Genomic DNA, 26,632 nt, shown 5'->3' with positions numbered 1-26,632 from the left:
TGAGTGAGTAATGGTGAAGAAAACAAATAAGTTCCTAATGCACATGTTAGGCATGTCAATTGTATTGGGTATGAGCAGCATCAGCTCTGCTGAAATTGTCATGAATAATGCTGCAAGTCAGCAGTCTAGCCTGAGTTGGTCTTCGGAAGATGCCGAGCAACTTTTAAATGGTGATGTGTCTTCGAGTATTGATGAGCCATCTCCTCAGGGATCAACAAAAGTTACGACATCTGTGCGTAGTAGTAACGGTGTGGTAGCACAATCTGCGCCTTCAAAAACGGTGCGTATTGTTGATACTAATCAATATGCTGGTCAGCCATCAGTTAATGCGCGTGCTGCATTGGTCATGGATGGTCAAACAGGTGAAGTGCTTTACAGTAAAAATAGCAATACGGCACTTCCAATTGCGTCAATTACCAAATTAATGACGGCTGTTGTCATTTCTGACGCACGCTTGAACATGTCTGAGAAAATTACACTACAACAAGCGGATTTTTCTTGCTCTGGTTGTAAAAGTTCGAGTTCAACTTTACGTGCTGGCGACAGCATGAATCGTGCAGAAGCACTGTTATTTGCTTTAATGAAGTCTGAAAATCCAGCTGCATCTGCATTAGCAAGAACCTTCCCAGGTGGCCGTTCTGCCTTTATTTCTGCAATGAATGCGAAAGCACGGTCATTGGGGATGAACTCGACACATTATATGGAATCAACTGGTTTGCATCCTGGCAATGTCGCTTCAGCACGTGATTTAGGTATTTTAGTGAATACTGCATCTCAATATGGCTTGATTCGTCAGTTCTCAACAACACCAAGTTATGACTTTAATTTGGGTTATCGTGTATTAAAATCTAATAATACCAATGCTTTAGTGCGTAATGGTGGTTGGAATATCAATATTTCTAAAACTGGATTTATTAATGAAGCTGGGCGCTGTGTGGTGATGCATACCACTTTAAATAACCGCCCAGCAGTTGTGGTGCTATTGGGAGCAGATTCTTCTGCTGCACGTACTAGCGATGCAACACGTTTAATGAATTGGGCAAGCCAGCTACCAAAACGTATCTAACATGACTTAAGTTTCATAGCAGGATTTGGATTTACTCAACGTCTAAATCTTGTAGTGAAACAAAGCAAATAAAAAGCCCTGCAAATGCAGGGCTTTTTATTCCAATCAAATATTACATATTTGAAAGAATAGAATCACGAACTTGATCCAATGTTGCATCAATTGATAGCATTACTGCATCAGAACATTGTTTGATTGCAGTATCAGGGTCTTTCAAACCATTACCTGTCACAGTACATACAATCACAGAACCTTCAGCAATTTTACCTGCTTTGATATCACGGATTGCACCACCAACAGATGCTGCAGAAGCAGGCTCAACAAATACACCTTCGTACATCGAAAGTAGACGTTGTGCTTCTAAGATTTCAGCATCAGTCAGTTCATCGAACCAACCTTTTGAATCACGTACAACAGCTTTTGCGTGGTTCCAGCTTTGTGGATTACCAATACGGATTGCAGTTGCTACAGTCTCAGGATTTTCAACCGGTGCGCCACGTAAGAACGGTGCAGCACCAGAAGCTTGGTAACCCGCCATGATCGGCAAGCCAGCAGGTTTTGGACCAGTGAAGGCATCAGTTGCAGGGGCATAAACCACTTGCTCAAATTCTTCTTTTGATTGGTTCGCAACTGCTTCAGTATACCCCATCCAGTGAGCAGTGATGTTACCTGCGTTACCTACTGGTAAGCAGTGGTAGTCTGGTGCACGGCCCAATTCATCCACGATTTCGTAAGCAATGGTTTTCTGACCTTGCAAACGGTACGGGTTAATTGAGTTTACAATCGTTACCGGTGCTTTATCTGCAATTTCTTTCACGAGGCGCATACCATCGTCAAAGTTACCGCGAATTTGCATCGTGATCGCACCATACATCATCGCTTGCGCCATTTTACCCATTGCAATTTTGCCTTCAGGGATTAAAACGAACGCTTTCATACCTGCACGTGCAGCATAAGCTGCTGCAGCAGCTGAAGTGTTACCAGTAGATGCACAGATAATGGCTTTAGAGCCTTCTTCAGCAGCTTTTGTTACTGCCATGGTCATACCACGGTCTTTAAATGAACCAGTCGGGTTTAAGCCCTCGTACTTCACATAAATTTCAACATTTTTGCCAATAATGCGCGGAATATTCGCAAGCTTAATCAGTGGGGTATTACCTTCGCCTAAAGAGATTGCTTTAGTGGTGGCAGACACTGGTAAACGGTCGCGATAGCGGTCAACTAAACCAGTATAACGATTGGCATTCGACATGATGATGTTCCAATTGTGTGTAGAGCTTGGCAAGGGGAGAGTGTCCCCTTGACCCGATTAATTATCAAGCGATTCTAAACGAATTCGTACAATTTCGCCATGAATGACGGGCAATGCTTGAATTTGTTGAAGGGCTTCATCCATTTTTGATTCTTTAACTGGATCAGTCAGAATCACGATAGGAATAAGGTCTTTTAAGCGTGGCTGTTGCATGATGGCATCAATACTGATTCCCGCACGGCTTAAAATAGTCGTCACATCAGCAAGAACGCCTGTTTGATCTTCAGCATTAATGCGGATGTAGTATCCAGTGGTCATTTCTTCACGTGGAAGAATGGTCAAATCACTTAAGCTTTCAAAAGCTAATTGCGGAATTGTACCTGAACCATCTTCGGTATAAGAAATGTCACGAACAATATCAACAACGTCAGCAACGACAGCAGATGCTGTTGGTCCAGCACCAGCACCAGCACCGTAATACAGTGTTGGACCAACTGCATTGGCCTGTACTAGTACGGCATTTTTCACACCATTAACATTAGCAATCAGTTGTTCTTCTGGAATCAATGTTGGGTGAACACGAAGCTCAATTCCTGTTGCGGCACGACGAGCAATACCTAGATGCTTAATACGGAAGCCAAGGTCTTCTGCATATTTTACATCTTGTGCTGTGACTTTGCTGATGCCTTCAGTGAACACCTTGTCAAACTGCAATGGAATACCAAATGCAATCGAAGCCAGCAATGTAAGTTTGTGAGCTGCGTCGATGCCTTCAACATCAAAAGTCGGGTCAGCTTCGGCATAACCGAGTTCCTGTGCTTCTTTCAGCACATCGGCAAAGGCACGACCTTTTTCACGCATTTCAGTCAAAATGAAGTTGCCTGTGCCGTTGATGATGCCAGCTAGCCAATCAATTTTGTTTGCAGCCAAACCTTCACGCATGACTTTAATAATTGGAATACCACCAGCAACAGCTGCTTCATAGGCAATTTGTACGTGATGATCATCAGCCAATTTGAACAATTCATTACCGTGTTCAGCTAAAAGTGCTTTGTTGGCAGTCACCACTTGTTTGCCATGAATAATCGCTTCGCGAATCACTTCATAGGCAGGGTGGATGCCACCCATGACTTCAACCACAACATCAACGTCAGGTTGACGAACAATATCTAATAAATCAGCACTTTGTTTTACAGAAGCAGGAAGATCTAAATCAGGACGAGGGCGACGCGTGCCCACATGGGTAATTTCAATTTCACGACCGGTGCGACGTTTAATCTCAGCAGCATTTTCTTTTAGTAGTTTAAGGGCACCACCACCCACAGTACCAAGACCGAGGATTGCCAGACGAACTGGTTTCACGTCACACTCCATTTAATTCATCAATTTCTTAAGTGAGTTTAGATCATAGCTAAAAAAACGCTTGGACTCTAGGGTAGAAATCACTTTATTCCCACCCATAAAAAACATTCATTTAGCCTATAAAAATTAGTTATTTAAGTGCGCTTTCAAGTTCCGCTGCAGACATGTAAGCACCGATATGAACACCTTCAGCATTGTAGATTGCTGGTGTGCCATTTACCCCAATATTTAGCCCCATTTCATACATGCTACGCACAGGGTTTTTGCATGAAGCAGGTGCAATTTGTTGACCAGCAATCGCTTGATCAAATGCAGCATGGCGGTCTTTGCTACACCAAATTGCTTCCATCATTGGCATGTGTTGTTCGCCACGAGGCCAAGCGATGTAACGTACTTCAATACCACGGGCATTGATATCATCCATTTGCTCATGCAATTTGTGGCAATACGGACAGCTCACATCGGTGAATACATAAACCACATGTTTAGTTTTACCCTTGGCTTTATAAACCAGTAAATCTTCAGATTTTAAGTTGTCGAATAATTTTTTATTGGTTTCAGCTTGTAAGTTGTCACCGACATTAAAAAGTTTTTTATCACCTAAACGAACCAAGTCACCTTGGAAGATGTATTTGCCATCGGCAGTGGCATATACAGAAGGCATACCTTCGAAGCTCACCCAAAAAATATTAGGAACTTCAGTGGCTTTCACGCCAATCACTTTGGCATTGATATTGGCTTTTTGAATATTTGACTGCAATGTGTCGATGAGACGTTGTTGAGCATTACGTTCAGACAAGGTTGATGCTTCACCAGTCGCTGGTGTGCTCGCCGTTAATGTTGAGTCTTTCTTTTCGTCGTTATTTGAGTTGGAGCAAGCCATAAGTGCCATACTTGCAGCAAGTGTAGATGCGAGAAAAAATTTTGAACGGGTAAATAACATAAACAACCCTTTTCTTTTAGCTATATCAAACAGGTGAGTAAGCATAGCAAAAAATAAAGGGCGCGATAGAACTTCTTGGTCTGATATTTACAGCCGTTAAGCTCTTGGATGGAAACTTGCGTGAAGTTGTTGCATGCGAACTTGTGCTACATGGGTATAAATTTGCGTGGTCGATAAATCGCTATGGCCCAGCAGCATTTGTACTACACGCAGATCAGCGCCATGATTCAGCAGATGTGTAGCAAAAGCATGACGTAAGGTATGTGGTGAGAGTTCAGTTTGTACACCGGCTTGTAAGGCATAGCGTTTGATAGCGTACCAAAAATTTTGTCGGCTCATCATACCGCCATGTTGGGTGAGGAATAAGGCATCGGTTGAACTTTTATATAGCTGTGGTCGCGCTTGGGCCAAATATTTTTCCACCCAGTCACAAGCGACTTGACCTAAAGGGACGAGACGTTCTTTATTTCCTTTACCAGTTATACGTAAATAGCCTTGTTTTAGATTAATCAATTCCAAACGTAAATTGAGTAGCTCACTGACACGTAATCCGCATGCGTATAAGACTTCAAGCATCGCGCGATCACGTAAGCCAAGTGCGCTGTTGATATCGGGTGCATTAATTAATGCTTCAACATCAGCTTCAGATAAATCTTTGGGTAGGGCACGACCCAGTTTAGGTGTTTTATGTGTTGCAACTGGATTGTCGCTGCGCAATTTTTGTTCACGTAGAAATTTAAAGAATGAACGTAGTGCAGAAAGTGAACGAGCGATAGATCTTGGACTTTTTCCCTGTTTGGTGAGGTTCAACAGCACATCGGCTACATCATCACTGCTCCAGTCTGTCATGCTGTGGCGATGACACTCACTGCATTGAATTAAATCAGATAAATAGGCATTTCTAGTGTGTGGACTGACCGTCTGAGCCACCAAATAATCACGATATCCTTGCAAGAAACTTAAATTTTCTGGAATGGTTACAGGGGCAGGGATACGTGGTTTTTTATTTAACATGTAAAGCTCATTTGGGTGAATTAAACCAATAAATCACAAGGGTTTAATGCAATGTAATTTAAATTTTCTATACTGTCGATCTTTGAAAGCGAAATGCGAATTGAAATCGAATCCGATTTGTTAATTATTCTCATTTGTTTGTATAATGTTCAAAAATTTTTAGGGTTAGTTGCGTGCGATTATCTGATTTGAAAGTGAAACAAAACGCGGTCATTCATAAGGTACATCGTAACCAGAATGGCGACGGATCTCAGACTGATATGGTGGCGAGCCGTTTGGAAACATTAGGTTTTGTTCCCGGAACCAAGGTACAGGTGATTACCAAAGGTATTTTTGGTGGTGATCCTATTTTAATTCAGGTCGGGTTTACCCGTTTCGCACTCCGTAAGATAGAAGCTGAAAAAGTGGAAATAGCAATGGAAGGGGCATCGGTATGAGTGATGCTTTACGTATTGCCCTTGTTGGTAATCCAAACTGTGGTAAAACCTCATTATTTAACCATTTAACTGGTACACGTCAAAAAGTTGCCAACTATGCAGGGGTAACGGTTGAACGTAAAGTGGGGCAATTCACTTTACCTTCGGGCAAAGCTGTCCGTGTTTTGGACTTGCCAGGTACATATAGTTTAGATGCCACCAGTCCGGATGAAGAAATTACCCGTGATGTGGTGCAAGGTAAAATTGCAGAAGAAGGCCATCAAGACGCATTTTTATGTGTAGTGGATGCGACCAACTTAAAATTGCACCTCGGTTTGGTCATGGAAATGATTGAGCTTGGTCGTCCAGTTTTACTTGTGCTGAACATGATGGATGAAGCGCGTCGTCGTGGCATGCAAATTAATACACAAAAACTATCACAACGTTTGGGTATTCCTGTTGTAGAAACGGTTGCTGTACGTAATGCAGGCATCGAAAACCTGATGGGCGCTTTAGACGCACAAACCTACCGAACACCTAATGTTGAACTGAGTGACATTAATCTGTCAGGCAGCAACCATGAAAAAATCGAACAAATTTTAAAAGATGTCGTCGTGTTTGTTGAACACGAAGACAAACGTTCTGACTTCCTCGATAAAATTTTCTTACATCCTGTGTTGGGTCTAATCAGCCTTGCCGTGATGATGTTTATTATTTTCCAAGCGGTATTTGCTTGGGCTGCGCCATTCATGGATGGAATTGAAACCTTCTTTGGCTGGCTAGGCGAAGTGGTGGGTGAGCATATTGCCCATCCATTGCTGAATAGTTTGGTGGTAGACGGGATTATTGCTGGTGCGGGTGGTGTTGTGGTGTTCTTGCCGCAAATTATTATCCTATTCTTCTTCATTTTAGTGCTTGAAGAATCAGGCTATTTACCACGTGCGGCATTCTTGCTTGATAAGTTGATGTTTAAAGCAGGTTTAAGTGGCCGTGCTTTCATTCCATTACTTTCAAGTTTTGCCTGTGCCATTCCGGGCATTATGGCAACGCGTAGTATTAGTGATCCACGCGATCGTTTAACCACAATTTTGGTTGCACCATTAATGACGTGTTCAGCACGTTTACCCGTGTATGCGTTATTAATTTCAGCATTCATTCCAGAACAAACAGTTTGGGGTGTCTTGAATCTACAAGGGCTTGTGCTGTTTGGCCTGTATATGGCTGGTATTGTGAGCGCATTGGCAGTTGCTACTGTAATTAAAATCTTCCAAAAAGATAAATCGCAACATGCTTTATTGATGGAATTACCAAGTTACCGTTTCCCTGACTTGAAGAGTGTTTGGATTGGTTTATTAGACCGTGCCAAAATCTTCTTAAAACGTGTGGGTGGCATCATCTTCGCGTTGTCTATTTTGCTTTGGTTCTTATGTACTTTCCCACAACCACCAGAAGGTGCGACCTTACCTGACATTGATTATTCATTGGCGGGGATGTTGGGTCATTTAATGCAACCAATCTTTGCACCATTAGGCTTTAACTGGCAGATTTGTATTGCATTGATTCCTGCAATGGCTGCACGTGAAGTTGTGGTTGCTGCACTAGGAACGGTATATGCCTTGTCTGCAACAGATGAAGATGCAATGTCGCAAGGCTTAGCAAGCTTAATCAGTAGTGATGGTTCGTTAGGTTGGTCATTGGCAACGGGCTTGTCATTGTTAGTGTGGTTTATTTATGCACCGCATTGTTTGGCAACGCTCGCAACAGTAAAACGTGAAACGGGTTCAATGAAAACAGTTGGGTTCATGACCATCTATTTATTTGGTCTAGCTTATCTGATGTCATTCCTGACGTATCAAATTGCTTCACATTACTTTGGATAATTCAATTTGGGCATGTGGCCTAAATTGTCAGAGGAGATTGAAATGATTGAAATTCTAATAGTCGCTGCTCTCGTGATTTGGAGTGCTGTCGTGGTGTTTAAGAAAGTATTTCCTAAAACATCGAACTCAGTTTTCAACTCCTTGTCCTTATGGTGTGAACGCCAAGGTTGGCATACACTGGCAAAACGTTTGAAGCCTAAAATGGCGATCGGTTGCGCCGGTGGATGTGGTTGCTCTGAGTCTGAGGAACCGGTAGCTAAAAAGGTTGAAGTACAAGCAGTGAAGTGGAAATAATCCTGCGTTGAACTGCTCGTACTAGATTATTTAAAAACCGTCATTTTAATGGCGGTTTTTTTACGAGCGGACACAAAAAAAATGTGAGAAAGTGAAAACATAAAAAGCATTCAAAACAGCAAAGTGCTAACATTTTGTCAGTTTTAAAAACCGACCAAAATAATGGGGCAGAAATGTTAATACAGCGTGGTGGATTGAAGGTTGTTGCCGGATTGGGTATCTCTGGTGTTGCCGCAGTTAATTTTTTACATAGCCATGGCTACCGCGTTGCAGTCACCGATTCACGAGCAAATCCGCCGGGTCATGATCAGATTCCAAGCGATGTACAAACGAGTTTTGGTCAGCTTGACCAAGAATTATTGCTCCAAGCAGAAGAAATTATTATTAGCCCCGGACTTGATCCTAAACTGCCAGAAATTCAAGCAGCTGTAGCAGCGAATATTCCTGTTGTTTCAGAAATTCAAATTTTACGTCGCGCTACAGACAAGCCCATTGTGGCCATTACAGGTTCAAATGCCAAAAGTACCGTAACCACTTTATTTGGTCTTATGGCTGCAGATGCTGGTAAAAAAGTAGCGGTCGGTGGCAACTTAGGTCGTCCTGCACTGGACTTAACCAAAGACGATCCTGAACTTTATGTGCTTGAATTATCGAGTTTTCAATTAGAAACCACTTCAAATTTAGCGGCTGAAGTTGCTGTTGTATTGAATATGAGTGAAGATCATCTTGATCGCCACGGCGATATGATGGGTTACCACACAGCGAAACATCGTATTTTCCAAGCCGTGAAAAAAGTGGTGTATAACCGTGATGACTCTTTAACTCGTCCCTTGGTTCCAGATGCAACCCCAATGCAAAGTTTTGGTTTAAATGCACCTGATATGAATCAGTTTGGTATTTTAAAAGATCAAGACGGTACGATTTGGTTGGCACGTGGACGTGAGCGTTTACTAAAAAGTGCAGATATGTACATTCAAGGTACGCATAATGTGGCGAATGCCTTAGCATGTCTTGCTTTAGGTGAGGCGATAGGTTTACCGCTTGAAAGCATGTTAGACACCTTAAAAACCTTTAAAGGTTTAGAGCACCGCTGTGAATTCGTCAAAGAAATACATGGTGTTCGTTATTATAACGACTCTAAAGGGACAAATATTGGCGCAACACTTGCCGCTATTGATGGTCTCGGTGCTGCAATCGAAGCCAAAGGCGGTAAAGTGGCGATTATTTTAGGTGGTCAAGGCAAAGGGCAGGACTTTACAGCACTGCGTGATGCGCTTTCAAAATATGCCAAAGTTGCTGTTTTGATTGGTGAAGATCGTCCTATTATTGAAAATGCGATTGCGGGCACAACGACTTTAATTCACGCTGAAAGTTTGCAGCAAGCGGTTGAGCTATGTCAGCAAAATTCTATTGAAAATGACGTGGTGTTACTTTCACCTGCATGTGCAAGTTTTGATATGTTTAAAGGTTATAGTGAGCGTGGACACCAATTTGTTGATTGTGTGAATGCACTCGTTTAAAAAACGATAAGGAAAGTTGTATGGCTGGGTTAGCTCAGACGACCATAAATAGAATAAATGAAGTTGTAGAACGTTGGATTCCTCGGCTACCTGCCGAGGTCAACGTACGCAATGTTTTAATCTTTTGTGTCTTGGCATTGTTATGTATTGGTTCAATCATGGTGGCATCCGCGTCGATGCCGTATGCGGAACGGATGCATGAAAATGCTTTCCATTACATCACGCGACACGGCATTTCAATTGCCGCCGCAGCTGCAGCAGCTTACATTGCCTACAAAGTGCCGTTAAATGTATGGTTTAACAATACCTTTTTCTTGTGGATTGTGACCATCGTACTGCTGGCGGCAGTTTTGGCAGTCGGTACGGAGGTAAATGGTTCGAAACGTTGGATTCGTATTGCCGGTTTTACCTTACAGGCATCCGAAGTCGCCAAGGTGATGATGGCCATTTTTACTGCTGATTATGTGGTTCGACGTGCAGAAGAAGTGCGTAATAACATTAAAGGTCTGGTGCGTCTTGCGATTATTATGGCTGCAACAGTTGGCCTAGTCATGGCTGAACCCGATTTGGGTGCCACCGTGGTGATTGCATTAACCATGCTTGGCGTGTTCTTCCTTGCAGGTGCGCCATTGATTCAGTTCGCGATTGCTTTTGGTGCCATCATCATGGCTTTTGTGTTCTTGATTTTATTCGAACCTTACCGTTTAGAACGTTTGATGTCATTCTCTAATCCATGGAATGATCCATTGGGAGCGGGCTATCAGTTATCCAATGCCTTAATGGCGTTTGGTCGCGGTGAATGGGTTGGCGTTGGTTTAGGTCACAGTATCCAAAAAATGTCTTATTTACCTGAGGCACATACCGACTTTATGTTGGCTGTATTGGGTGAAGAATTTGGTTTTTTAGGAATTTTTACCGTATTAACATTGTCATTTGTGATGTTGGTGAGCTGTATTCGTATTGGTCATCGAGCGCTACGCCATCAATACTTACGTGCAGGTTATTTGGCCTATGGCATCAGTATTATTTTCTTATTACAAATCTTGGTGAATGCTGGGATGAATATGGGGATGTTGCCAACCAAAGGTTTGACCTTACCATTTATTAGTTATGGTGGTTCATCACTGATTATCTGTGCGGTCATGGTCAGTCTTATTTTGAAGATTGATGCGACCACCAAAGAAGTGAATCCAAGTAAAGAAGAATCAAGCTTCTAAGTTGGAATTGCGCTGTGGATCAGGCTGTGCATGTTCAAGCACTTGAGCGGGCATTTCTGTTCCACAATGCAAACATTTCACAAAGCTAGCGTTAGCTTTAGACAGTGGAATGAGTGGAATAAAAAATAAAGAAAAGTAATTTCGCTGCTGTTTTAGCTCATAGCTACTTCGACTGCGGCACACAGGGCAATTGAATTGGCTCTTTTCAATGACTTTGGTTTTTGGACCCAATCCAAATATAAAAAACATAGCACACTCCAACAACACGTAATGTTATAGCCATTAAAGCATATTTCTGGCTTGAAGCTATGAATTAGAATGCAGGCCGAAACGTATGCGGTTATTGATAAATTTGCGGTAGTTCCATGCAATGTGGAATTTGGTCGACGCTCCATTGTGCAATGGCTTGTTTGAGCATGATATGTGGCATATCTAAGTCGACAGGCGCTTGGTGTAAGGCTTGTAGGGCTTGTTGTAATAGTTGAGGTGCTTGCTTGAGATCTAAGGCCTGCGCCATGTTTTGCTTAGACAGTTTTTGCCCTTGATCATTCATGGCTAAAGGCAAATGCATATATTCTAATCGTGGATAATTTAGTTTTTGCCCCAACCAAATTTGACGTTCCGTATTATCTAAAAGGTCCGCGCCACGAACCACATGGGTCATCCCTTGCAGAAAATCATCGACAACCACTGCAAGCTGATAATTAATAATGCCATCGCGACGTTTCAGGACAAAATCACCTAAATCATGTAAAAGATTCGAGCAATGTTGGCCTTGCAAACGATCGTTGAAACAAATGGTTTGATCATCAATTTTGATGCGAATGGCTTGATCGATCAAAGGAAGCTTAAGCTCGCGACAAGTTCCTTGATAGATATGATTAGAGCCGAGCATTTTACGTGTGCATTGACAGGCATACACCAGGTCTTGAGCATGTAATTGCTCAATCACTTGCTCATAGATATCGAGGCGATCTTTCTGAAATATGATTTCGGCATCTGGTTCAAACTGAAAGGCATCAATTGAACGTAAGATATGTTCTTCACTGCCGGGAGAAATGCGGGGAATATCGGTGTCTTCAATTCGGACAACCCAACGGCCATCCTGAGCGCGGGCATCGCAGTAACTGGCGACAGCAGTAATTAAGGAACCAAAATGCAAAGGGCCGGTTGGCGATGGTGCAAACCGACCTGAGTAGCGAGTCAGCGAAACATCGTTTGGCTGCTGCGCAAAAGCCAAGCTGAGCTTGGCTGAGGAATCATCAACAGTCACAATTAACCGTTATTTTGCTTCTCTTTGATCTCTGCAAGTGTTTTGCAGTCGATACATAAAGTTGCAGTTGGACGCGCTTCTAAACGTCGTAAACCGATTTCGATACCACAAGTTTCGCAGAAACCATAGTCATCATTTTTGATCGCTTCAATTGATTGTTCAATTTTACGAATCAATTTACGTTCACGGTCACGGGTACGAAGTTCAATCGCAAATTCTTCTTCTTGCGTAGCACGGTCGTTTACGTCAGGAAGTGCAGTATTTTCATCCTGCATAGTATTGAGTGTACGATCAACTTCAGACATCAACTCAGCTTTCCAAGCCAACAAAATTTGGCGGAAATGTTCAAGCTGACCTTCAGACATGTATTCTTCATTTTTTTTAGGCTGATAAGGCTCAATACCAAATAAGCTAGCAGTAGAACCACCTTCAGTCGCCTTTGGCTTTGTTTTGCGCACGCGTTTCGTAGACTTCTCATCTACTACATCAGTTTGTTCGTCTAAGACTTGATTTTGGTTGTCATTCGCCATATAGGGCATTCCTCATCATATGCATATATCTATACGCAAAAAATATGGTGATATGCAAGTTTTTTATCCACCCACCACAGAGATTCCCCCTGCGGGGGTCGTCATCATATAGACTTTTTTTGCTTATTGATAGTCTTTGATGTTTGGATTCTAACTATCACTTTTCCTTTAGATGCCATAAAGTAAAGCAAAAAAATCAAATTGAAAAGTTAATAACCTGAAATTTCGGCATTAATTTGAGCTTGTTTGATTTTGACCCTTAAAACTTCAGTTTTGAACGCGCCAGTATCTTTTAAATGCAGTACCCGATAGCCCGGTAAGCTTTGATCTATGGCAAAATTTTCACTGAACGGCTTAAATTGTACGCTGGTTGATGGCGTTGATAAAAACTGGACACCATGCCATTCATTACATGAATCTTGATGCACATGTCCGCACAAAACAATTTTGACATTAGCGTGTTTAGCAATGACATCCATTAAATGTTCAGCGTTCTTAAGTTTATGCTGATCAATCCAATGTGACTGCATTGCAAACGGATGATGATGGCAGGCAATAATGATGTGCTGTGAAGGATGTTCAGTCAGCAGCTGATCTAATTGTTCAAGTTGTTGAGCAGACACCCAGCCATCCACCTTTCCTTTGACAGCACTGTTGAGCAAAATCATGCTCCATTTACCCAAATGGATAATATGTGCTTGGTTTTGGTTTTGATGAAAAGGGAAATGCTCCGCATCATCGTGATTGCCAGGAATTTGGTAAAACGCGAGTTTTTGTTGCTGCATAAATTGAGTATAACGAGCATAAGTCGTCTGTACCGGCACTTGCGCAAGATCGCCAGTATGCACGAGAGCATCAACATGATTGTGATGTAGCTGAATATGCTGTATCACATCATGAAAGCTTTGTTCTGGATTCATACGAACAAACTCAAGATCTTCCTGATCCATCAAATGTGTGTCCGAGATCTGAATGATCGTCCAGTCGAATTGTTCTGAGTCCCTTAAAGTCATGTCCTTCCCCTTAGACATTCCTTGTAGTATGTAATTGCTGTTGCAGCCATTGCAAGGCCATAATGACAGGTGCGTTCTTTAGCCGACCATTGGTCAATAAAGTTGGAATATCTGCATAAGCTAAAATATGCAGTTGAATATTTTCACCTTCATCTGGCATGCCAAATACTCCACCTTGTTCTGGTAATTCTGCTTCTGCACTATATAGATGAAATAATTCTGCACAAGCGCCAGCCGATGGATAAAAGCTAAAAAGGTGCTGAAGGGTGTTTAATTCACAGCCTGACTCTTCCAAACTTTCACGGCGGATACAGCTTTCAGGCGATTCATCTCCGTCAAGTACACCTGCAATAATTTCCAGTTGCCATGGTGACTCAGCATCATCAATTGCACCAATACGGAATTGTTCAATTAAGGCAAATTTTTGTTGTTGATGGTTATAAATCAATACACCAGCCGCTTCTGGGCGATGAATTAATTCACGTTGAATGGTTGGAATCATCTCTTGGCGGTTGAATAAGCGATGTCGCAATTGAACTTTTTCGACCTGAATGAAGCCTTTAAATACGTGCTCACGTCCTTCAAGGTAATAGTCTTTATTGTTATAGGTGGCCTGTTTAATAATATTCATAAGCTCTAATCAGGATGAAACGTTTTATTTCATCCTAACCGAGATTTTGTTGAATACAAAAGATTTTTTTTAGACTTTAGACTTTATGGTACAACTTTTGACCACGGGCATGATAGGCATCTTTCATGCTTTGATAGCCGGTTTCAATCTCTGTACGTTGTTTCGTGGAAGTCTCTGTATTTTGTTGATTTTTTGCATAATCTCTCACATTTTGAGTGATTTTCATCGAGCAAAACTTAGGGCCACACATTGAACAGAAATGCGCAGATTTATGTGCTTCTTTTGGCATGGTTTCATCATGCATATTTCGTGCAGTGTCAGGGTCTAGGCTTAAGTTAAACTGATCTTCCCAGCGGAATTCGAAGCGTGCTTTGGATAAGGCATTGTCACGGGCCTGTGCACCCGGATGGCCTTTAGCAAGGTCTGCGGCATGAGCTGCAATTTTGTAGGTGATAATGCCATCTTTAACATCCTTTTTATCTGGCAGACCTAAATGCTCTTTTGGCGTTACATAGCAGAGCATTGCTGTACCATACCAGCCAATCATAGCTGCACCAATGGCGGAGGTAATATGGTCATAACCCGGTGCAATATCTGTTGTAAGCGGCCCTAAAGTATAAAAAGGTGCTTCTTGGCAGACTTCAAGTTGAAGATCCATATTTTCCTTGATCATGTGCATAGGTACATGGCCAGGGCCTTCAATCATGACTTGTACATCATGTTTCCAAGCACGGTGGGTCAGTTCGCCTAAAGTACGTAATTCGCTAAATTGAGCTTCATCGTTGGCATCTTGAATACAGCCTGGTCGTAAGCCATCTCCTAGACTAAATGAAACGTCATAGGCTTTCATGATTTCGCAGATTTCATCGAAATGCGTATACAAGAAGTTTTCTTCATGATGTGCTAAACACCACTGCGCCATGATTGAACCGCCACGCGATACAATCCCAGTGAGTCGATTGGCTGTTAGAGGGACATAACGCAGTAGTACACCTGCATGGATGGTGAAGTAATCGACCCCTTGTTCTGCTTGCTCAATTAAGGTGTCTTTAAAGATGTCCCAAGTCAGGTCTTCAGCAACACCATCAACTTTTTCTAAAGCTTGGTAGATGGGTACGGTGCCAATCGGTACCGGAGAGTTTCGTATAATCCATTCACGGGTTTCGTGAATATTTTTACCCGTTGACAGGTCCATGATGGTGTCTGCGCCCCAACGCGTTGCCCAAGTCATTTTTGACACTTCTTCATCAATGCTCGAACCGAGTGCTGAGTTACCAATGTTGGCATTGATTTTCACTAAGAAATTACGGCCAATGATCATTGGCTCACACTCAGGATGGTTGATGTTGGCAGGAATAATGGCACGACCTTCAGCCACTTCCTGACGCACAAATTCAGGGGTAATTTCAGTTAAGTTTTTTGCCCCGAAGTTTTGTCCGGCATGTTGACGTGCATCGACACCGTCACGTTGACGCTGATTTTCACGAATCGCGATGTATTCCATTTCAGGAGTGATGATACCTTGTTTGGCATAATGCATTTGTGTGACATTGTGTCCGCGCTTCGCTCGGCGTGGTTTTGAAATATGAGCAAAACGGATGTTGGCCGTACGAATATCGCGTAAGCGTTCTTGACCAAATGTTGAGGTTAGGGTGTCAAGGATTTCAGTATCGTTACGCGATTCAATCCAGTTTTCACGGACATTCGGTAAACCTTGATTCAGATCAATCTGTACCGCTGGGTCGGTATAAACGCCAGAAGTGTCATAGACCATAAGCGGCAAGTTTTTTTCGCCGCCTAGACCTGTTGGCGTGTCCGTTAATGCAATTTCACGCATTGGTACCTGAATATCAGGGCGTGAACCTTCAATATAGACTTTACGAGATGCGGGTAAAATTCGTGTCAGATCTTTGGCATCTTGCTCATGTTGAGCAGCGCGATCAGCAGCGGTGAGATTCGTTAATTGGTTCATTGCAATGATCCTTATGAAATGACATCAACGAATCAAGCACGACCAAAAACGTGGCGGTTTTTCCCTGGCAGTACAGGTTAAAATTGTGGCTTCAGTTTTCAGATGGCTTGATTCCTACGCAGGTATTAACCTGATCAGGTTCAACGGTACTCATCCTCAAATTTGGTAAGCCAAATTTAGATGATCTCAGCAGGAAATTACCTGCGCTCCGTCAAGCTTTGGGCGGATATTAGCATGAAGAATCGGCAAATACAGTGTCATTTTTAACAGTTCTTAAACAACAGGACAGTTGCCCAGTTAATTTAATGCTGGCAGCAAGGCAGGCTTAACAACAAAATGGCCTTAAGGTGATATGAATATTGTCTGATGAGATTAAGAAGATGAACTGAGGCACAGCGCATCTTTAAAGCAATCTTTTTTATAATTCGGGGATGGATTTTTTAGTCCAATCGCTGCCTGTACTTGTTGAGCACTATGAGTGGTATTTTGCTCAAGTAGTTTCAGGAATTGGCGTGATTGATCCGCTAAACGTGATTGATTCAGTTTAGCCAGCTTTTCGATTTCTTCTAAGGAGCTGGCTTGAATACTGAGGCGATCTGAAAAATCGTTTGATACCGGTGTATCTTGCATACCAGTAAACAAAAATTGACTGTACAGGTACAACAATTGTTGAGCATCTTTTTGATAAGGACTTTCTGGATACTGCTTGAGATAGTCTTCCCAAAATAAAGCACGTGTTGCAATTTCTTGCGGTTCAATCATGAGGGTTTGTTGTAAAAAGACGGGTTGTAGGTTTTGTTCCGCCAGTTTTTCAATAAAGGCTTGCTCGGCATCACTCATATAAGGTGCAAAGACTTTGGCCAAATATTCAGGGCTGCGACGATACTGTAATTGTCCTGCACCGGCATCGAATAATTCCACATAGGCTTGACCTTTATGTTTGAGAAGGTATTGATCGCGAAGAGTCAATTGCTCGTAATGGCTTTGCTGAATGGTCGGGTGCTGTGCCATATCAAAAGCAAATTGTTCAAAAGCCATTTGCTGCTGTGCAGTGCGTTCAACGTGTAAAAAATTACGATACATTTGGTTAGATAAAACTAATAATTTTTTTTGTTGATCAGCTTCTAATAAAGGTAAACAAACTTTTAAATCTTGGTTAATTTGTTCAAGTGCAAAAGTGGTGCGTTGATCGTCAATTTCTTGCATATTCTTTTCAAGCTTCTGACACAGTAAAGACAAATCCACTGCTTCATTTTGAACAGTTTTTTTGTTCGGAAATTCTTGTGCTGGCTGGGGTTCAGGCTGTTGTTGGCATCCAAGCAACATGCTGAAAGACAGGCAGAGTACGCTGAATTTTACTGGCAGATTAAAAAGTTTTGACACAATGACCCGATGCGATAGAGATGAAGTTTGTCCGATGGAATGCCGACTATTTTATAGATGAAACGGGCGCATTATGTGTACTATTATGCAGTTGTTTGTTACAGCGTTGTGAGTAATGTCGAAAAACACCTAAAAACGCGATAAATTGTCTAAGTTGATGTAAAAAATTAATAAAAATCATACGCAAGTTTGCAGATTTATGATTAGTATCTGCTTAGTTTTAAATTTAAATATTCAGCCTCGGGTATTTGAATGTTAGGAATTTACGAAAAAAAATGAACAAAAAATTGGTTTTAAGTGCCTGTTTACTTTTGACGAGTCCATGGAGTTTTGCATTGGATCTTGTCGAGGCTTACGAACGTGCAAAACAAGCAGATCCCAATTGGCAGGCCAATAAACTGCAATATGAAGCAGATAAACTCAATTTAGGTATTGCGAACGGCAACTTACTGCCGACGGTCACAGTCTCAGGTAATGTTACACGTAAAAATCAAAATGCCAATCAAAGTGGAGCTCAAGCCGGCTTGTTCATGCCTGATAGTACGACGTCCAAACAAATCGCGTTGACTGCGCGCCAACCTTTGTTTCGTTGGGATGCGTGGGAAGGTTTAAAACAGGTTAAAACATCAATCAATCTCAGTGAAATTAATTTAAAAATTCAAAAACAACAGCATTTATTAAATGTTTCAGAAGCGTATTTTAATGTGTTGCGACAACAAGCGCTTACAGTTGCAAATTTACAAGAAGAACAAGCGCTGTCTGAACAATTGCGTATGATGAATGCGAAGTTGAAAGAAGGTTTGGTGGCAAAAAGTGATGTTAGTGAAGCCAATGCACAGTATCAAAATGCGCGTGCCAATCGTATGGCGACCAATGTTCAATTGGTTTTGGCGCAGGAGCAACTACAACAGTTTATTGGGCCATATCGTGAAAATTTAGCCGTATTACGTGAAGATTTTGAATTTCAAAAACCTGTACCGAATAATGTGCAAGCATGGGAAGAATTAGCGCAAGGCCAGAATCTTGGCATTTTACAAGCGCGTTTGCAAAAGCGTTATGCTGAAGATGGCAAGCGCGTGGAAAAGGCTGCACTTTACCCACAGATTGAAGCGGTGGGGACTTATGGCTATAACAAGCAAAGTCCTGAATCGATCATGTCGCAAGACGGTCAATTTGATCAAATTGGCATTGAAATGAATTGGAATGTGTTTAATGGTGGCCGTACACAAAAATCCATACGGCAAGCGGCAGTCAACGTTGAGAAAAGCCAAGCACAAGTCGATGCTGCAATACGTAATGCAGAAACGGATGTAAAAAAAGCATATATGCAGGTTGAAACAGATCAGGCTAAGCTACAAGCTCGTAAAGCTGCAATGCAGTCTTCATCTCAGGTGTCTTTGGCTTCACAAGCACAGTATCAAGAAGGTTTAAAAACCATGGTGGATGTGTTGTTGGCTCAGCGCAATGCATTTTCAGCTCGACAAGATTATTTAAACTCTAAGTATGATTATTTGCTACATGTACTTGAATTGAAAGCATCTGTAGGGAAATTGACTGAAGCTGATTTAGTTGAAATGAATGCATGGCTAGTTGATCAATCTAATCAACCTTCAATTTTGTTAAAGAAATGACTTTCGTCATAAAAGTTTCATAATGAATATGCTTTAATATTGCACGCAATTCTGCCGATTCATATTGCTGTGGAGATCATCCTTTGCCAAATAATCCTGTTTTAAATCATCATATTTCTTCACAATTTAATGAAGAGCTACAGGATGTTCATACCAAATTTATGACCATGGGTGGTTTGGTTGAGCAGCAAGTGGCAAATGCCATTCATGCACTTTTGGACACAGATGCATCTATGGCAATTGATGTGCAGTTTCAAGACAATGCTGTTAACCGTATGGAAACAGAAATTGATGAAGCATTGACGTTGATTTTAGCTCGTCGTCATCCAGCTGCAATTGATTTGCGTATGGTGATCGCTATGTCAAAAGCCAATACCGACTTAGAGCGTATTGGTGATGAAGCTGCAAAAATTGCTCGTATTGCCCAAAGTTTATGTGAAGAGGGTGGTTCACCGCGTGGCTACATGGAAACACGTCATATTGGTAACCAAGTCCGTGTCATGATACATGATGCACTAGATGCGTTTGCTCGTTTAGATGTTGATCAAGCTTTACGTGTGTTACTGGCGGATGCCGATATTGATCGTGAGTATCAGTCTGCGACGCGTACATTAATGACTTATATGATTGAAGATCCACGTCATATTACACGTGTTATGAATGTCTTGTGGGTGTTGCGTTCGCTTGAGCGTATTGGTGACCATGCACGCAATATTTCTGAGCAGGTGATTTATATGGTGAAAGGCTTAGACGTACGCCATACCAGCGTGGAAGAAATTGAACAGAAAGTTCAACGTTAATCACATCTGAACCCCCAGTTCTAAAAAGCCCATCAGTTGATGGGCTTTTTTAATGCAGAAGAGGGGCTTGTTTAACTATGTGTATCTTCATCCTCTTCAAAGGTACGGGCAATTTTTTCAATATTTAAACTTTTAGCCATCGCATCAAAGATCTCTTTATACACACCATCTTGGTGATAAAGCGCGTCATGCTCACCATGCTCAGCTATTTCACCCTCTTTCATGACATAGGTGTAATCCGCATCGATAATTTGCGACAAACTATGAGAAATAATAATGACAGTTCGCCCTTGTTTGATCTCATCTAAACTTTGCTTAATTTGTTCAGTGGCAATCGCATCTAAACTTGCAGTGGGTTCATCTAAGAAAATAATCGGTGGATTTTTTAAGAACATGCGCGCCAAGGCGATACGTTGTTGTTGCCCCCCTGAAAGCATCAGCGCATCGGCATCATAGCCATTCGGCAGTTGTAAAATTTGTTCATGAATTGATGCTTTACGTGCGGCCTGCATCACGTCTTCGGTACTGGCATCGGTTTTGCCGTAGCGGATATTGTCAAAAATGGAGCCTTGGAAAATATGATTTTTTTGTAATACTAAGCCAATATGATCACGAAGATATTGTGTGTCGATATCTTTTAAATCTATGCCGTCAATGGTTATGGTGCCACTTTGCGGTTCAAAAAATTTATCTAACAAACTGATGAGCGTGGATTTTCCTGCACCAGATAAGCCAACTAAAGCAGTAATTTTATTAGGCTGAATGGTCATATTGATATTTTTCAGCGCATGGTGTCCATTCGGATAATAAAACTCGACATTGCTTAAATCGAACTGACCCCGAATATTGGGTTTTTGTGTACCTGATTGTTCGATTTCGTCATCAGCCTCTAAAATCTTAAAGAAACTTTCTGAATAAATCATCGCGTCGTTCACTTCGTCATAAATACGATGTAAGGAGCGTATAGGGGCAGAGACGTTATTGAATAACAAGACGTGAAACATAATCATGCCAATACTCATTTGGCCATCAAGTACAAAATAAGCGGTCAAAATGATAATCAACACAATGCCAATTTGCTCGATAAAGGTCTTTAACCCATCAAACAAAAAACTGATTTGGCGTGTTTGCATTTGGTTGTCTGTGAGTTCTTTTTGTAATTTCAGCTGTTTTTCAGATTCAATACTTTCACGGTTAAACGATTTAATGACGGTGATCGAGTTAATAATACCGAGAATACCCTGACTTTTCTTTTCACGACCATCGCGTAAATTACGTCGCCATCCACCTAATTTTTGTGCTTGTTTGAAGGTGAGCCAGAAATAGATGGGCACAATACAGGTTGCCACCAAGCCAACATAGAAGTTGGCATAGTACATTAAGCCTAAAGCCACAATTGCACTGGTAAATAATGGTAAAATATCAATAAAAAAGATTTGTACCAAACGTGTTAAAGAACCAATACCACGGTCGATACGCGTTTGTAATTTGCCAGCTTGATTGTTGTCATCATTAAAAAAAGCAAGGCGATAGGTCAGAAACTTTTCGATAATGCCTTGGGCTAAATCTTGTGAAACCAAAATCCGCAGTTTTTCACCATAAAATTTTTGTCCAAATTGAACAAAAGCATTGATGATTTCTTTGCCTAATAAGATCACGCTAATGGTGATCAGAATATGCCAACCTTCAGCTAAACCTAAGCCTTGTTCGACTAGGCGATTAATACTATCAACAGCGTATTGCAAGGTGAGTGCATTGACCTGCGCGGTAAAAGAACCAATCAAGGTCATGATTAAAGTTGCAATTACCAAAATACGGTATGGTCTTACAAACGGTCTGAGCTTCTGAAACACATTCAATAAATTCATAAGCGATTATTTTTATTGTGAATAATAAAATTGAGTCTATGCCTGAAAAAATCATGCGACAAGTGATGACTTTGTATTGATTTGTGTCTGCATTCATTGAGTTAAACTAAGCACTCATCATTATATTTTTGTGTGTGTTCTGAATGTAGGTGCTTCAAATGAATTTAGACTTATTCAGTCCGATGCAGCAAGACAATATCTTGCCTTATGATGGGCAAGTGCAAGACTATGGCCTAATTTTGAATACACAGGACAGTAAAAAGTACGCACAGTATTTTTTACAGCATTTGGCCTGGCAACATGATGAAGTAATCTTACATGGTCAATACTATAAAACGGATCGTAAAGTGGTATGGTATGGCGATGCTGAGTATCAGTACCGTTATTCAGGCATGTATAAACAGGCACTGATTTGGCAACCCGCCTTGTTGCGTTTAAAACAACATATTGAAAAATTGGTGGGGCACGAATTTAATTCCTGTCTTGCCAACCTGTATGAAAATGGGTCGCAGGCGGTGGGTTGGCATAGTGATGATGAACCTTCTTTAGTGTCTCCGGATCAACAAGTGGTTATCGCCTCATTAAGTTTTGGTGCGAGCAGAAAATTTTGTTTTAAACATAAGTCGACTCAAGAAAAAGTTGAGATGATGTTACAGAGTGGGCAGTTGATCGTGATGCGTGGGCAAACTCAACGTCATTGGAAACATGCCATTATGAAGTCGACTAAAATTACAGAACCAAGAGTAAATCTGACTTTTCGTTATTTTTATCCTGAATAAGGATGTAATGGAAGGTGTAATTTAAGGCATAAAAAAGCCCATACTGTGATGAGCTTTTTTAATTTCTCTGAGGAGAATTAAATTAGGAACGCTGTATTCAATGGTATAAATGAACACAAGAGCTGCTAAAGAACGATAATCATATTATGAGAATTTAAATTAAAAATATAATTATTAAATTCAATTAAATTGATTGATTCCTCAGATTAAACAAATTTAATCTTTACAACGAGACTAAATCTGTACAGATTTATAGGCTCTCATCCTCTTCAGTCATCGCGCTATATTTTTTTTCAATACGCATCGCGCTGTCTTGCATCATTTCCACCAATTTTTGAAAGTTCATAAATTCAAAACGGTTTTTAGATGCTAAAAGTGTCAAAGCTAACGGTGGCTCTTTACTGGAAAATTTGACTGGAATAGACAGGCTCGACATATTCGGATCGACTTCACCATTAGAAAAATAATAGCCCTGCTTCTTGATCTTCTTCATCAGTAGCATGAACTCTTCTTCACTGTGGGCGAAGCCAACCTGTGCTAATTCATCAGAAAAGCGTTGGTAGTAATCTAAAATCCGCTGTTTAGGTAGTTGTGACAAAATCACTTTTGCAGATGACCCTTTATACATTGGGCGAGGGCTGCCGCGACCATAAGCCAATGCGGTATAGTCTTTGTACAGTTCATGATGCACATCAATGCAAGAATCTAGATTCAGGTGGGTCAACAGGCAGCATGATTCTGTACGCTGCACAATTTCTTTCATGAAAGGAATACTGATTTGCACCAATGGATCTGTGGTGCGAGAGATAAAATCTAAAACAGCAATTTTGGAACCGAGAATGTAATCCCCTGAAGTGCCACTTAAACGTTGTAACAACTCAGCAGACACCAGCTCTTTTAAATAACGGTAGCTCGTTGGTTTAGATAACCCCAATTCTTCACTAATAATGTCTACATTAATGACAGGACGTGAGACGGAGTATAAATCGAGCACGGTGAGAATTTTACCAAAACTGGAGAGCGCCATAAGAACCTGCTTGGTCAAAATAAAAATAAAATCAGTTAAGTTACTTTATAACAAATTGCGCGCGGTGATGCTGTGCTTTTCTACGTAACACATCGATGTGGGCATTAAATGATGATTGTATGGTTAAGTTCGATAATAAATCATCAGTCGAAAGTAGAATTATTTGTTATAAAAATACATAAATTATCAGATTAAGATATTTTAATTGACATTTATAGTTATATTTGAAAAAATTGGTTCGAAAATATCCTATATTGATTAAATAATCTGCATTGAGATAATGCGGTGAGATATTTTCTATTATTCCTATTCAAGTGACTGATTCCACTCACGAATAGCTTCTAAATTTTTGAACAAATATTCATCTAAGTCCCGATGGTTTGGGCAATTCATTGTGTGCTTCGCGACACGATGTGATGACTTATTTGCTTTAAAAGATGCCTCATAGAGAATACATATGTTGCTAACGAAACAAATACTCGCTTTTCGGCCCAATCGTTTGGACTGGATATTTGCGTTTAAAACGTTTACAGCAGGGATGTTGGCTTTATATGTGGCATTCGAACTGAATTTAACTTATCCCATCTGGGCGATTGGGACGGTATTTGTTATTGCAAATCCATACTCAGGTATGACGTCATCGAAAAGTATCTATCGCGTTTTAGGGACTTTTTTAGGTGCTGCTGTGTCAGTAGTGGCCATGCCACATCTGATCCACATGCCCGTCTTATTTACCGTATTTCTAGCGGTTTGGGTGGGCTTTTGCTTATATTTATCATTACTTGACCGTACACCCCGTAGTTATGTGTTTTTGCTGGCAGGTTATACCACCGTCATCATTTGCTATAACGTGGTGTACTTCATAGATACCGCTTCTATTTTTGATATGGCGGTAGGCCGCTTTTTAGAGATTACTGTCGGTGTGGTCTGTAGCGCACTGGTGGGCACCACAATTTTTCCAATGCATATTGGCCCAGCAGTAGAAGGCCGAGTTTTAAAAACTTTTCAAGATACCAAAGCGATTTTTGACCGTATTTTGCAAGATGCATCAGAGCTGGATAATTATTCTAAGTCTTTGGGAACAATAGCCCGTGATATTGCCGATATTCATGTTATGGCAGTGCATTTATCCTACGAAAAATCGACTTTGCAAGGGATGACTCGCCCGCTACAGGAAATGCTACATCAACTCAGTTTGTTGGTGTGTAATTTGGTGGCGATGTCGGAGCGCATCAAACAATTGGATGAGGTCGATGGACGCTATCGTCTACATTTGGCCAAAGCACATGCGCATATTTCTGATTTTTTACAAGATCGGCATGAGATTGATGAAGCTACGCTGAATCAATTACCAGAACATTTTGAAGCAGATTTTGATGCAATTATGGCGAATTCACATCCGTCTCAACAGATTATGTTGGGTAGCTTAAAAATGGATATCCGCCATTTTATTCAAAATGTGCGCGCGGTGAAATTGTTGTGGCAACGTATTCAATGCGGTGATTCAACCTTGCCCGCAATGTTAACGCCAATGAATACGACGCCTTATCCAACATTACATCGTGATGCGGGCGTGGCGATTCGTGGTGGAATTTCAGCATGTTTAATTGTGTTGATTGCTACGGTTTTTTGGATTGTCAGTGGCTGGAAAGCAGGCTTTATGATGGCTGAGATGGCGGCCATTAGTGCATGTATTTTGACGTCCATGGACAACCCTGTACCTGCTTTGAAAATGTTTATCCGTGCCAATTTATATGCAGGGGTGATGGTGTTTATATATGCCTACGGCATATTTCCGCATGTGACTGTATTTTGGCAGTTAATCGTGGTGCTAGCGCCATTTGTAATGTATTGCCTGATGTTGTTTTTACATCCACCGCTAACAGGAATTGGTTTGCCATTATTAATGGGAACCATCATGGGGCTGAACCTCCAGAACCGTTATAGCCTCGATCAAGTATTTTTCTTTGATGCTTCGATAGGGACAGTCATTGGTCCCATTATTTCAGTATTTATCATTCATCTGGTTCGTGCGATGTCTCCAGATATTACAGCACAGCGTATTTTAGCCCTGCACTATAAAGCTATACGTCAAGCGTTGTATTTGCCGTATGGGCTGCAATTCCGTATTCATTTACGTAGCATGCTCGACCGTATTGGGGTGTTAAACAGCAAAATTGTGCAATCTGATCCATTAAAACAATACATTCAATTGGCTTTGGTAGAATCCAGTGCAGTGGTTGATTTACCGCGTTTACAAGAGTTGAAAAATAAATTTGATGTAGAGCATCCGATCGTGGTGGCTTTAGAAGACCTGCAACAGGATTTAGATGAATATTTCCGTGCTAAAGAGAATGCTCAACATCATTTGATTGCTGATTTACAGCAGCAAATGATTGAAAAAATACAACAGTTGCATGTCGCAGCTTCTGAACTTGAACAACAAGATATAAGTCTGAGAATTCAATATTCTTTAAATAATATTCAAAGTAGTTTGTGCCATGTTTTGCACAGTTACCCAGCTAAACTGAAATCGGGAGTGTGTAATGGGTGAGCTCAATATCTATGGCGTTTATGTTCCGATTTTATTGATACAAGCCGTGTTGGCGTATGTGTTACTGCGCATTGTCATGTTAGGTGGGGACCGTTTGGTGGAACAGGGGTGGATTGCGCAACCGAATATTTTTTACCTGTGTGTATTTGTCGTTTTGCTGTGGTTGGTGCATTACGCTTTTATTTTGTGCCAAATCTAGGCCGATGT

Annotated in this window: 24 protein-coding genes and 1 riboswitch; of the genes, 11 read left to right on the top strand and 13 right to left on the bottom strand. The window is 41.2% G+C overall.

Annotated features, from left to right (window positions below):
- The first annotated feature begins 13 nt into the window (after window positions 1–13).
- Window positions 14–1,066, top strand: coding sequence for a serine hydrolase (locus A9J31_RS06225; protein ID WP_167348720.1), 1,053 nt, complete (start codon window positions 14–16; stop codon window positions 1,064–1,066).
- A 112-nt stretch (window positions 1,067–1,178) separates the two neighbouring features.
- Here the strand turns inward: A9J31_RS06225 and thrC are convergent, their stop codons facing one another.
- The 4 genes from thrC to xerD form a co-directional block, all read right to left on the bottom strand.
- Window positions 1,179–2,318, bottom strand: a complete 1,140-nt coding sequence (gene thrC / locus A9J31_RS06220) for a threonine synthase (protein ID WP_067763135.1) — start codon at window positions 2,316–2,318, stop codon at window positions 1,179–1,181.
- A 57-nt stretch (window positions 2,319–2,375) separates the two neighbouring features.
- Window positions 2,376–3,680, bottom strand: coding sequence for a homoserine dehydrogenase (locus A9J31_RS06215; RefSeq protein WP_067763268.1), 1,305 nt, complete (start codon window positions 3,678–3,680; stop codon window positions 2,376–2,378).
- Window positions 3,681–3,810: 130 nt separating this feature from the next.
- Window positions 3,811–4,623, bottom strand: a complete 813-nt coding sequence (locus tag A9J31_RS06210; protein WP_067763132.1) for a DsbC family protein — start codon at window positions 4,621–4,623, stop codon at window positions 3,811–3,813.
- A 96-nt stretch (window positions 4,624–4,719) separates the two neighbouring features.
- Complete coding sequence (xerD, locus tag A9J31_RS06205; protein WP_067763130.1) at window positions 4,720–5,637, bottom strand: site-specific tyrosine recombinase XerD; 918 nt, start codon at window positions 5,635–5,637, stop codon at window positions 4,720–4,722.
- Window positions 5,638–5,810: 173 nt separating this feature from the next.
- Between xerD and A9J31_RS06200 the strand changes: the two genes are divergently transcribed.
- The 5 genes from A9J31_RS06200 to ftsW all read left to right on the top strand — a co-directional run bounded on the left by A9J31_RS06200 (window position 5,811) and on the right by ftsW (window position 10,964).
- A complete protein-coding gene (locus A9J31_RS06200) occupies window positions 5,811–6,074 on the top strand; it encodes a FeoA family protein (RefSeq protein WP_067763128.1) in 264 nt (87 codons plus the stop codon).
- The gene (feoB, locus tag A9J31_RS06195; RefSeq protein ID WP_067763126.1) at window positions 6,071–7,933 is read left to right on the top strand and encodes a ferrous iron transporter B; all 1,863 of its coding nucleotides are present in this window, start codon (window positions 6,071–6,073) and stop codon (window positions 7,931–7,933) included. The genes A9J31_RS06200 and feoB overlap by 4 nt, the downstream gene beginning before the upstream one ends.
- A 42-nt stretch (window positions 7,934–7,975) precedes the next feature.
- Window positions 7,976–8,227: a DUF6587 family protein gene (locus tag A9J31_RS06190; protein ID WP_067763265.1), complete on the top strand. Its 252-nt coding sequence runs from the start codon at window positions 7,976–7,978 to the stop codon at window positions 8,225–8,227.
- Between the two features lie 173 nt (window positions 8,228–8,400).
- Window positions 8,401–9,747, top strand: coding sequence for a UDP-N-acetylmuramoyl-L-alanine--D-glutamate ligase (gene murD / locus A9J31_RS06185; RefSeq protein ID WP_067763124.1), 1,347 nt, complete (start codon window positions 8,401–8,403; stop codon window positions 9,745–9,747).
- 20 nt (window positions 9,748–9,767) lie between these two features.
- A complete protein-coding gene (ftsW, locus tag A9J31_RS06180; protein WP_067763122.1) occupies window positions 9,768–10,964 on the top strand; it encodes a putative lipid II flippase FtsW in 1,197 nt (398 codons plus the stop codon).
- On the opposite strand, the gene A9J31_RS06175 is transcribed toward ftsW, so the two are convergent.
- The 7 genes from A9J31_RS06175 to A9J31_RS06145 form a co-directional block, all read right to left on the bottom strand.
- On the bottom strand, window positions 10,953–11,213 hold the full coding sequence (locus A9J31_RS06175) for a zinc ribbon domain-containing protein (protein WP_067763120.1): 261 nt from the start codon (window positions 11,211–11,213) through the stop codon (window positions 10,953–10,955). The two genes, ftsW and A9J31_RS06175, sit on opposite strands and share 12 nt — an antisense overlap.
- A gap of 91 nt (window positions 11,214–11,304) precedes the next feature.
- On the bottom strand, window positions 11,305–12,237 hold the full coding sequence (gene gluQRS, locus A9J31_RS06170; protein ID WP_067763118.1) for a tRNA glutamyl-Q(34) synthetase GluQRS: 933 nt from the start codon (window positions 12,235–12,237) through the stop codon (window positions 11,305–11,307).
- 2 nt (window positions 12,238–12,239) lie between these two features.
- A complete protein-coding gene (gene dksA / locus A9J31_RS06165; protein ID WP_067763116.1) occupies window positions 12,240–12,767 on the bottom strand; it encodes an RNA polymerase-binding protein DksA in 528 nt (175 codons plus the stop codon).
- 209 nt (window positions 12,768–12,976) lie between these two features.
- Entirely contained in the window at window positions 12,977–13,780 is an 804-nt protein-coding gene (cpdA, locus tag A9J31_RS06160) for a 3',5'-cyclic-AMP phosphodiesterase (protein ID WP_067763114.1), read from the bottom strand.
- Window positions 13,781–13,790: 10 nt separating this feature from the next.
- Window positions 13,791–14,411, bottom strand: a complete 621-nt coding sequence (locus A9J31_RS06155) for an NUDIX domain-containing protein (RefSeq protein ID WP_067763112.1) — start codon at window positions 14,409–14,411, stop codon at window positions 13,791–13,793.
- Window positions 14,412–14,487: 76 nt separating this feature from the next.
- On the bottom strand, window positions 14,488–16,383 hold the full coding sequence (gene thiC, locus A9J31_RS06150; protein ID WP_067763110.1) for a phosphomethylpyrimidine synthase ThiC: 1,896 nt from the start codon (window positions 16,381–16,383) through the stop codon (window positions 14,488–14,490).
- Window positions 16,384–16,477: 94 nt separating this feature from the next.
- A riboswitch (TPP riboswitch) is annotated at window positions 16,478–16,604 on the bottom strand.
- A 151-nt stretch (window positions 16,605–16,755) separates the two neighbouring features.
- Entirely contained in the window at window positions 16,756–17,709 is a 954-nt protein-coding gene (locus tag A9J31_RS06145; protein WP_067763108.1) for a hypothetical protein, read from the bottom strand.
- 332 nt (window positions 17,710–18,041) lie between these two features.
- Between A9J31_RS06145 and abuO the strand changes: the two genes are divergently transcribed.
- Window positions 18,042–19,397: a multidrug efflux outer membrane protein AbuO gene (gene abuO / locus A9J31_RS06140; RefSeq protein ID WP_067763106.1), complete on the top strand. Its 1,356-nt coding sequence runs from the start codon at window positions 18,042–18,044 to the stop codon at window positions 19,395–19,397.
- Window positions 19,398–19,480: 83 nt separating this feature from the next.
- Window positions 19,481–20,197, top strand: coding sequence for a phosphate signaling complex protein PhoU (gene phoU, locus A9J31_RS06135; protein WP_067763104.1), 717 nt, complete (start codon window positions 19,481–19,483; stop codon window positions 20,195–20,197).
- A 71-nt stretch (window positions 20,198–20,268) separates the two neighbouring features.
- Here the strand turns inward: phoU and A9J31_RS06130 are convergent, their stop codons facing one another.
- Entirely contained in the window at window positions 20,269–22,065 is a 1,797-nt protein-coding gene (locus tag A9J31_RS06130; protein ID WP_067763101.1) for an ABC transporter ATP-binding protein, read from the bottom strand.
- 158 nt (window positions 22,066–22,223) lie between these two features.
- Between A9J31_RS06130 and A9J31_RS06125 the strand changes: the two genes are divergently transcribed.
- Complete coding sequence (locus A9J31_RS06125; protein WP_067763099.1) at window positions 22,224–22,844, top strand: alpha-ketoglutarate-dependent dioxygenase AlkB family protein; 621 nt, start codon at window positions 22,224–22,226, stop codon at window positions 22,842–22,844.
- 250 nt (window positions 22,845–23,094) lie between these two features.
- Here the strand turns inward: A9J31_RS06125 and A9J31_RS06120 are convergent, their stop codons facing one another.
- Window positions 23,095–23,871: an IclR family transcriptional regulator gene (locus A9J31_RS06120; protein WP_067763097.1), complete on the bottom strand. Its 777-nt coding sequence runs from the start codon at window positions 23,869–23,871 to the stop codon at window positions 23,095–23,097.
- 457 nt (window positions 23,872–24,328) lie between these two features.
- Between A9J31_RS06120 and A9J31_RS06115 the strand changes: the two genes are divergently transcribed.
- Both A9J31_RS06115 and A9J31_RS06110 read left to right on the top strand, forming a co-directional pair.
- Window positions 24,329–26,425 (top strand): FUSC family protein, encoded by a 2,097-nt coding sequence (locus tag A9J31_RS06115; RefSeq protein WP_067763095.1) that lies wholly within the window; start codon window positions 24,329–24,331, stop codon window positions 26,423–26,425.
- A complete protein-coding gene (locus A9J31_RS06110; protein WP_067763093.1) occupies window positions 26,418–26,624 on the top strand; it encodes a DUF1656 domain-containing protein in 207 nt (68 codons plus the stop codon). The genes A9J31_RS06115 and A9J31_RS06110 overlap by 8 nt, the downstream gene beginning before the upstream one ends.
- The last annotated feature ends 8 nt before the right edge of the window (window positions 26,625–26,632 follow it).

Origin of the sequence: Acinetobacter gandensis (assembly GCF_001678755.1) — a bacterium.
Classification (GTDB): Bacteria; Pseudomonadota; Gammaproteobacteria; order Pseudomonadales; family Moraxellaceae; genus Acinetobacter; species Acinetobacter gandensis.
Note: the sequence above shows the minus strand (reverse complement) of the source record. Positions and strands in the feature narration are given on the sequence as shown.

Bases quoted from the DNA above. Each gene is read 5' to 3' on its own strand.
- thrC (WP_067763135.1), bottom strand. From the start codon at position 2,318: ATGTCGAATGCCAATCGTTATACTGGTTTAGTTGACCGCTATCGCGAC.
- A9J31_RS06210 (WP_067763132.1), bottom strand. From the start codon at position 4,623: ATGTTATTTACCCGTTCAAAATTTTTTCTCGCATCTACACTTGCTGCA.
- xerD (WP_067763130.1), bottom strand. From the start codon at position 5,637: ATGTTAAATAAAAAACCACGTATCCCTGCCCCTGTAACCATTCCAGAA.
- feoB (WP_067763126.1), top strand. From the start codon at position 6,071: ATGAGTGATGCTTTACGTATTGCCCTTGTTGGTAATCCAAACTGTGGT.
- A9J31_RS06190 (WP_067763265.1), top strand. From the start codon at position 7,976: ATGATTGAAATTCTAATAGTCGCTGCTCTCGTGATTTGGAGTGCTGTC.
- murD (WP_067763124.1), top strand. From the start codon at position 8,401: ATGTTAATACAGCGTGGTGGATTGAAGGTTGTTGCCGGATTGGGTATC.
- ftsW (WP_067763122.1), top strand. From the start codon at position 9,768: ATGGCTGGGTTAGCTCAGACGACCATAAATAGAATAAATGAAGTTGTA.
- A9J31_RS06175 (WP_067763120.1), bottom strand. From the start codon at position 11,213: ATGTTTTTTATATTTGGATTGGGTCCAAAAACCAAAGTCATTGAAAAG.
- dksA (WP_067763116.1), bottom strand. From the start codon at position 12,767: ATGGCGAATGACAACCAAAATCAAGTCTTAGACGAACAAACTGATGTA.
- cpdA (WP_067763114.1), bottom strand. From the start codon at position 13,780: ATGACTTTAAGGGACTCAGAACAATTCGACTGGACGATCATTCAGATC.
- A9J31_RS06155 (WP_067763112.1), bottom strand. From the start codon at position 14,411: ATGAATATTATTAAACAGGCCACCTATAACAATAAAGACTATTACCTT.
- thiC (WP_067763110.1), bottom strand. From the start codon at position 16,383: ATGAACCAATTAACGAATCTCACCGCTGCTGATCGCGCTGCTCAACAT.
- A9J31_RS06145 (WP_067763108.1), bottom strand. From the start codon at position 17,709: ATGTTGCTTGGATGCCAACAACAGCCTGAACCCCAGCCAGCACAAGAA.
- abuO (WP_067763106.1), top strand. From the start codon at position 18,042: ATGAACAAAAAATTGGTTTTAAGTGCCTGTTTACTTTTGACGAGTCCA.
- A9J31_RS06130 (WP_067763101.1), bottom strand. From the start codon at position 22,065: ATGAATTTATTGAATGTGTTTCAGAAGCTCAGACCGTTTGTAAGACCA.
- A9J31_RS06125 (WP_067763099.1), top strand. From the start codon at position 22,224: ATGAATTTAGACTTATTCAGTCCGATGCAGCAAGACAATATCTTGCCT.
- A9J31_RS06120 (WP_067763097.1), bottom strand. From the start codon at position 23,871: ATGGCGCTCTCCAGTTTTGGTAAAATTCTCACCGTGCTCGATTTATAC.
- A9J31_RS06115 (WP_067763095.1), top strand. From the start codon at position 24,329: ATGTTGCTAACGAAACAAATACTCGCTTTTCGGCCCAATCGTTTGGAC.
- A9J31_RS06110 (WP_067763093.1), top strand. From the start codon at position 26,418: ATGGGTGAGCTCAATATCTATGGCGTTTATGTTCCGATTTTATTGATA.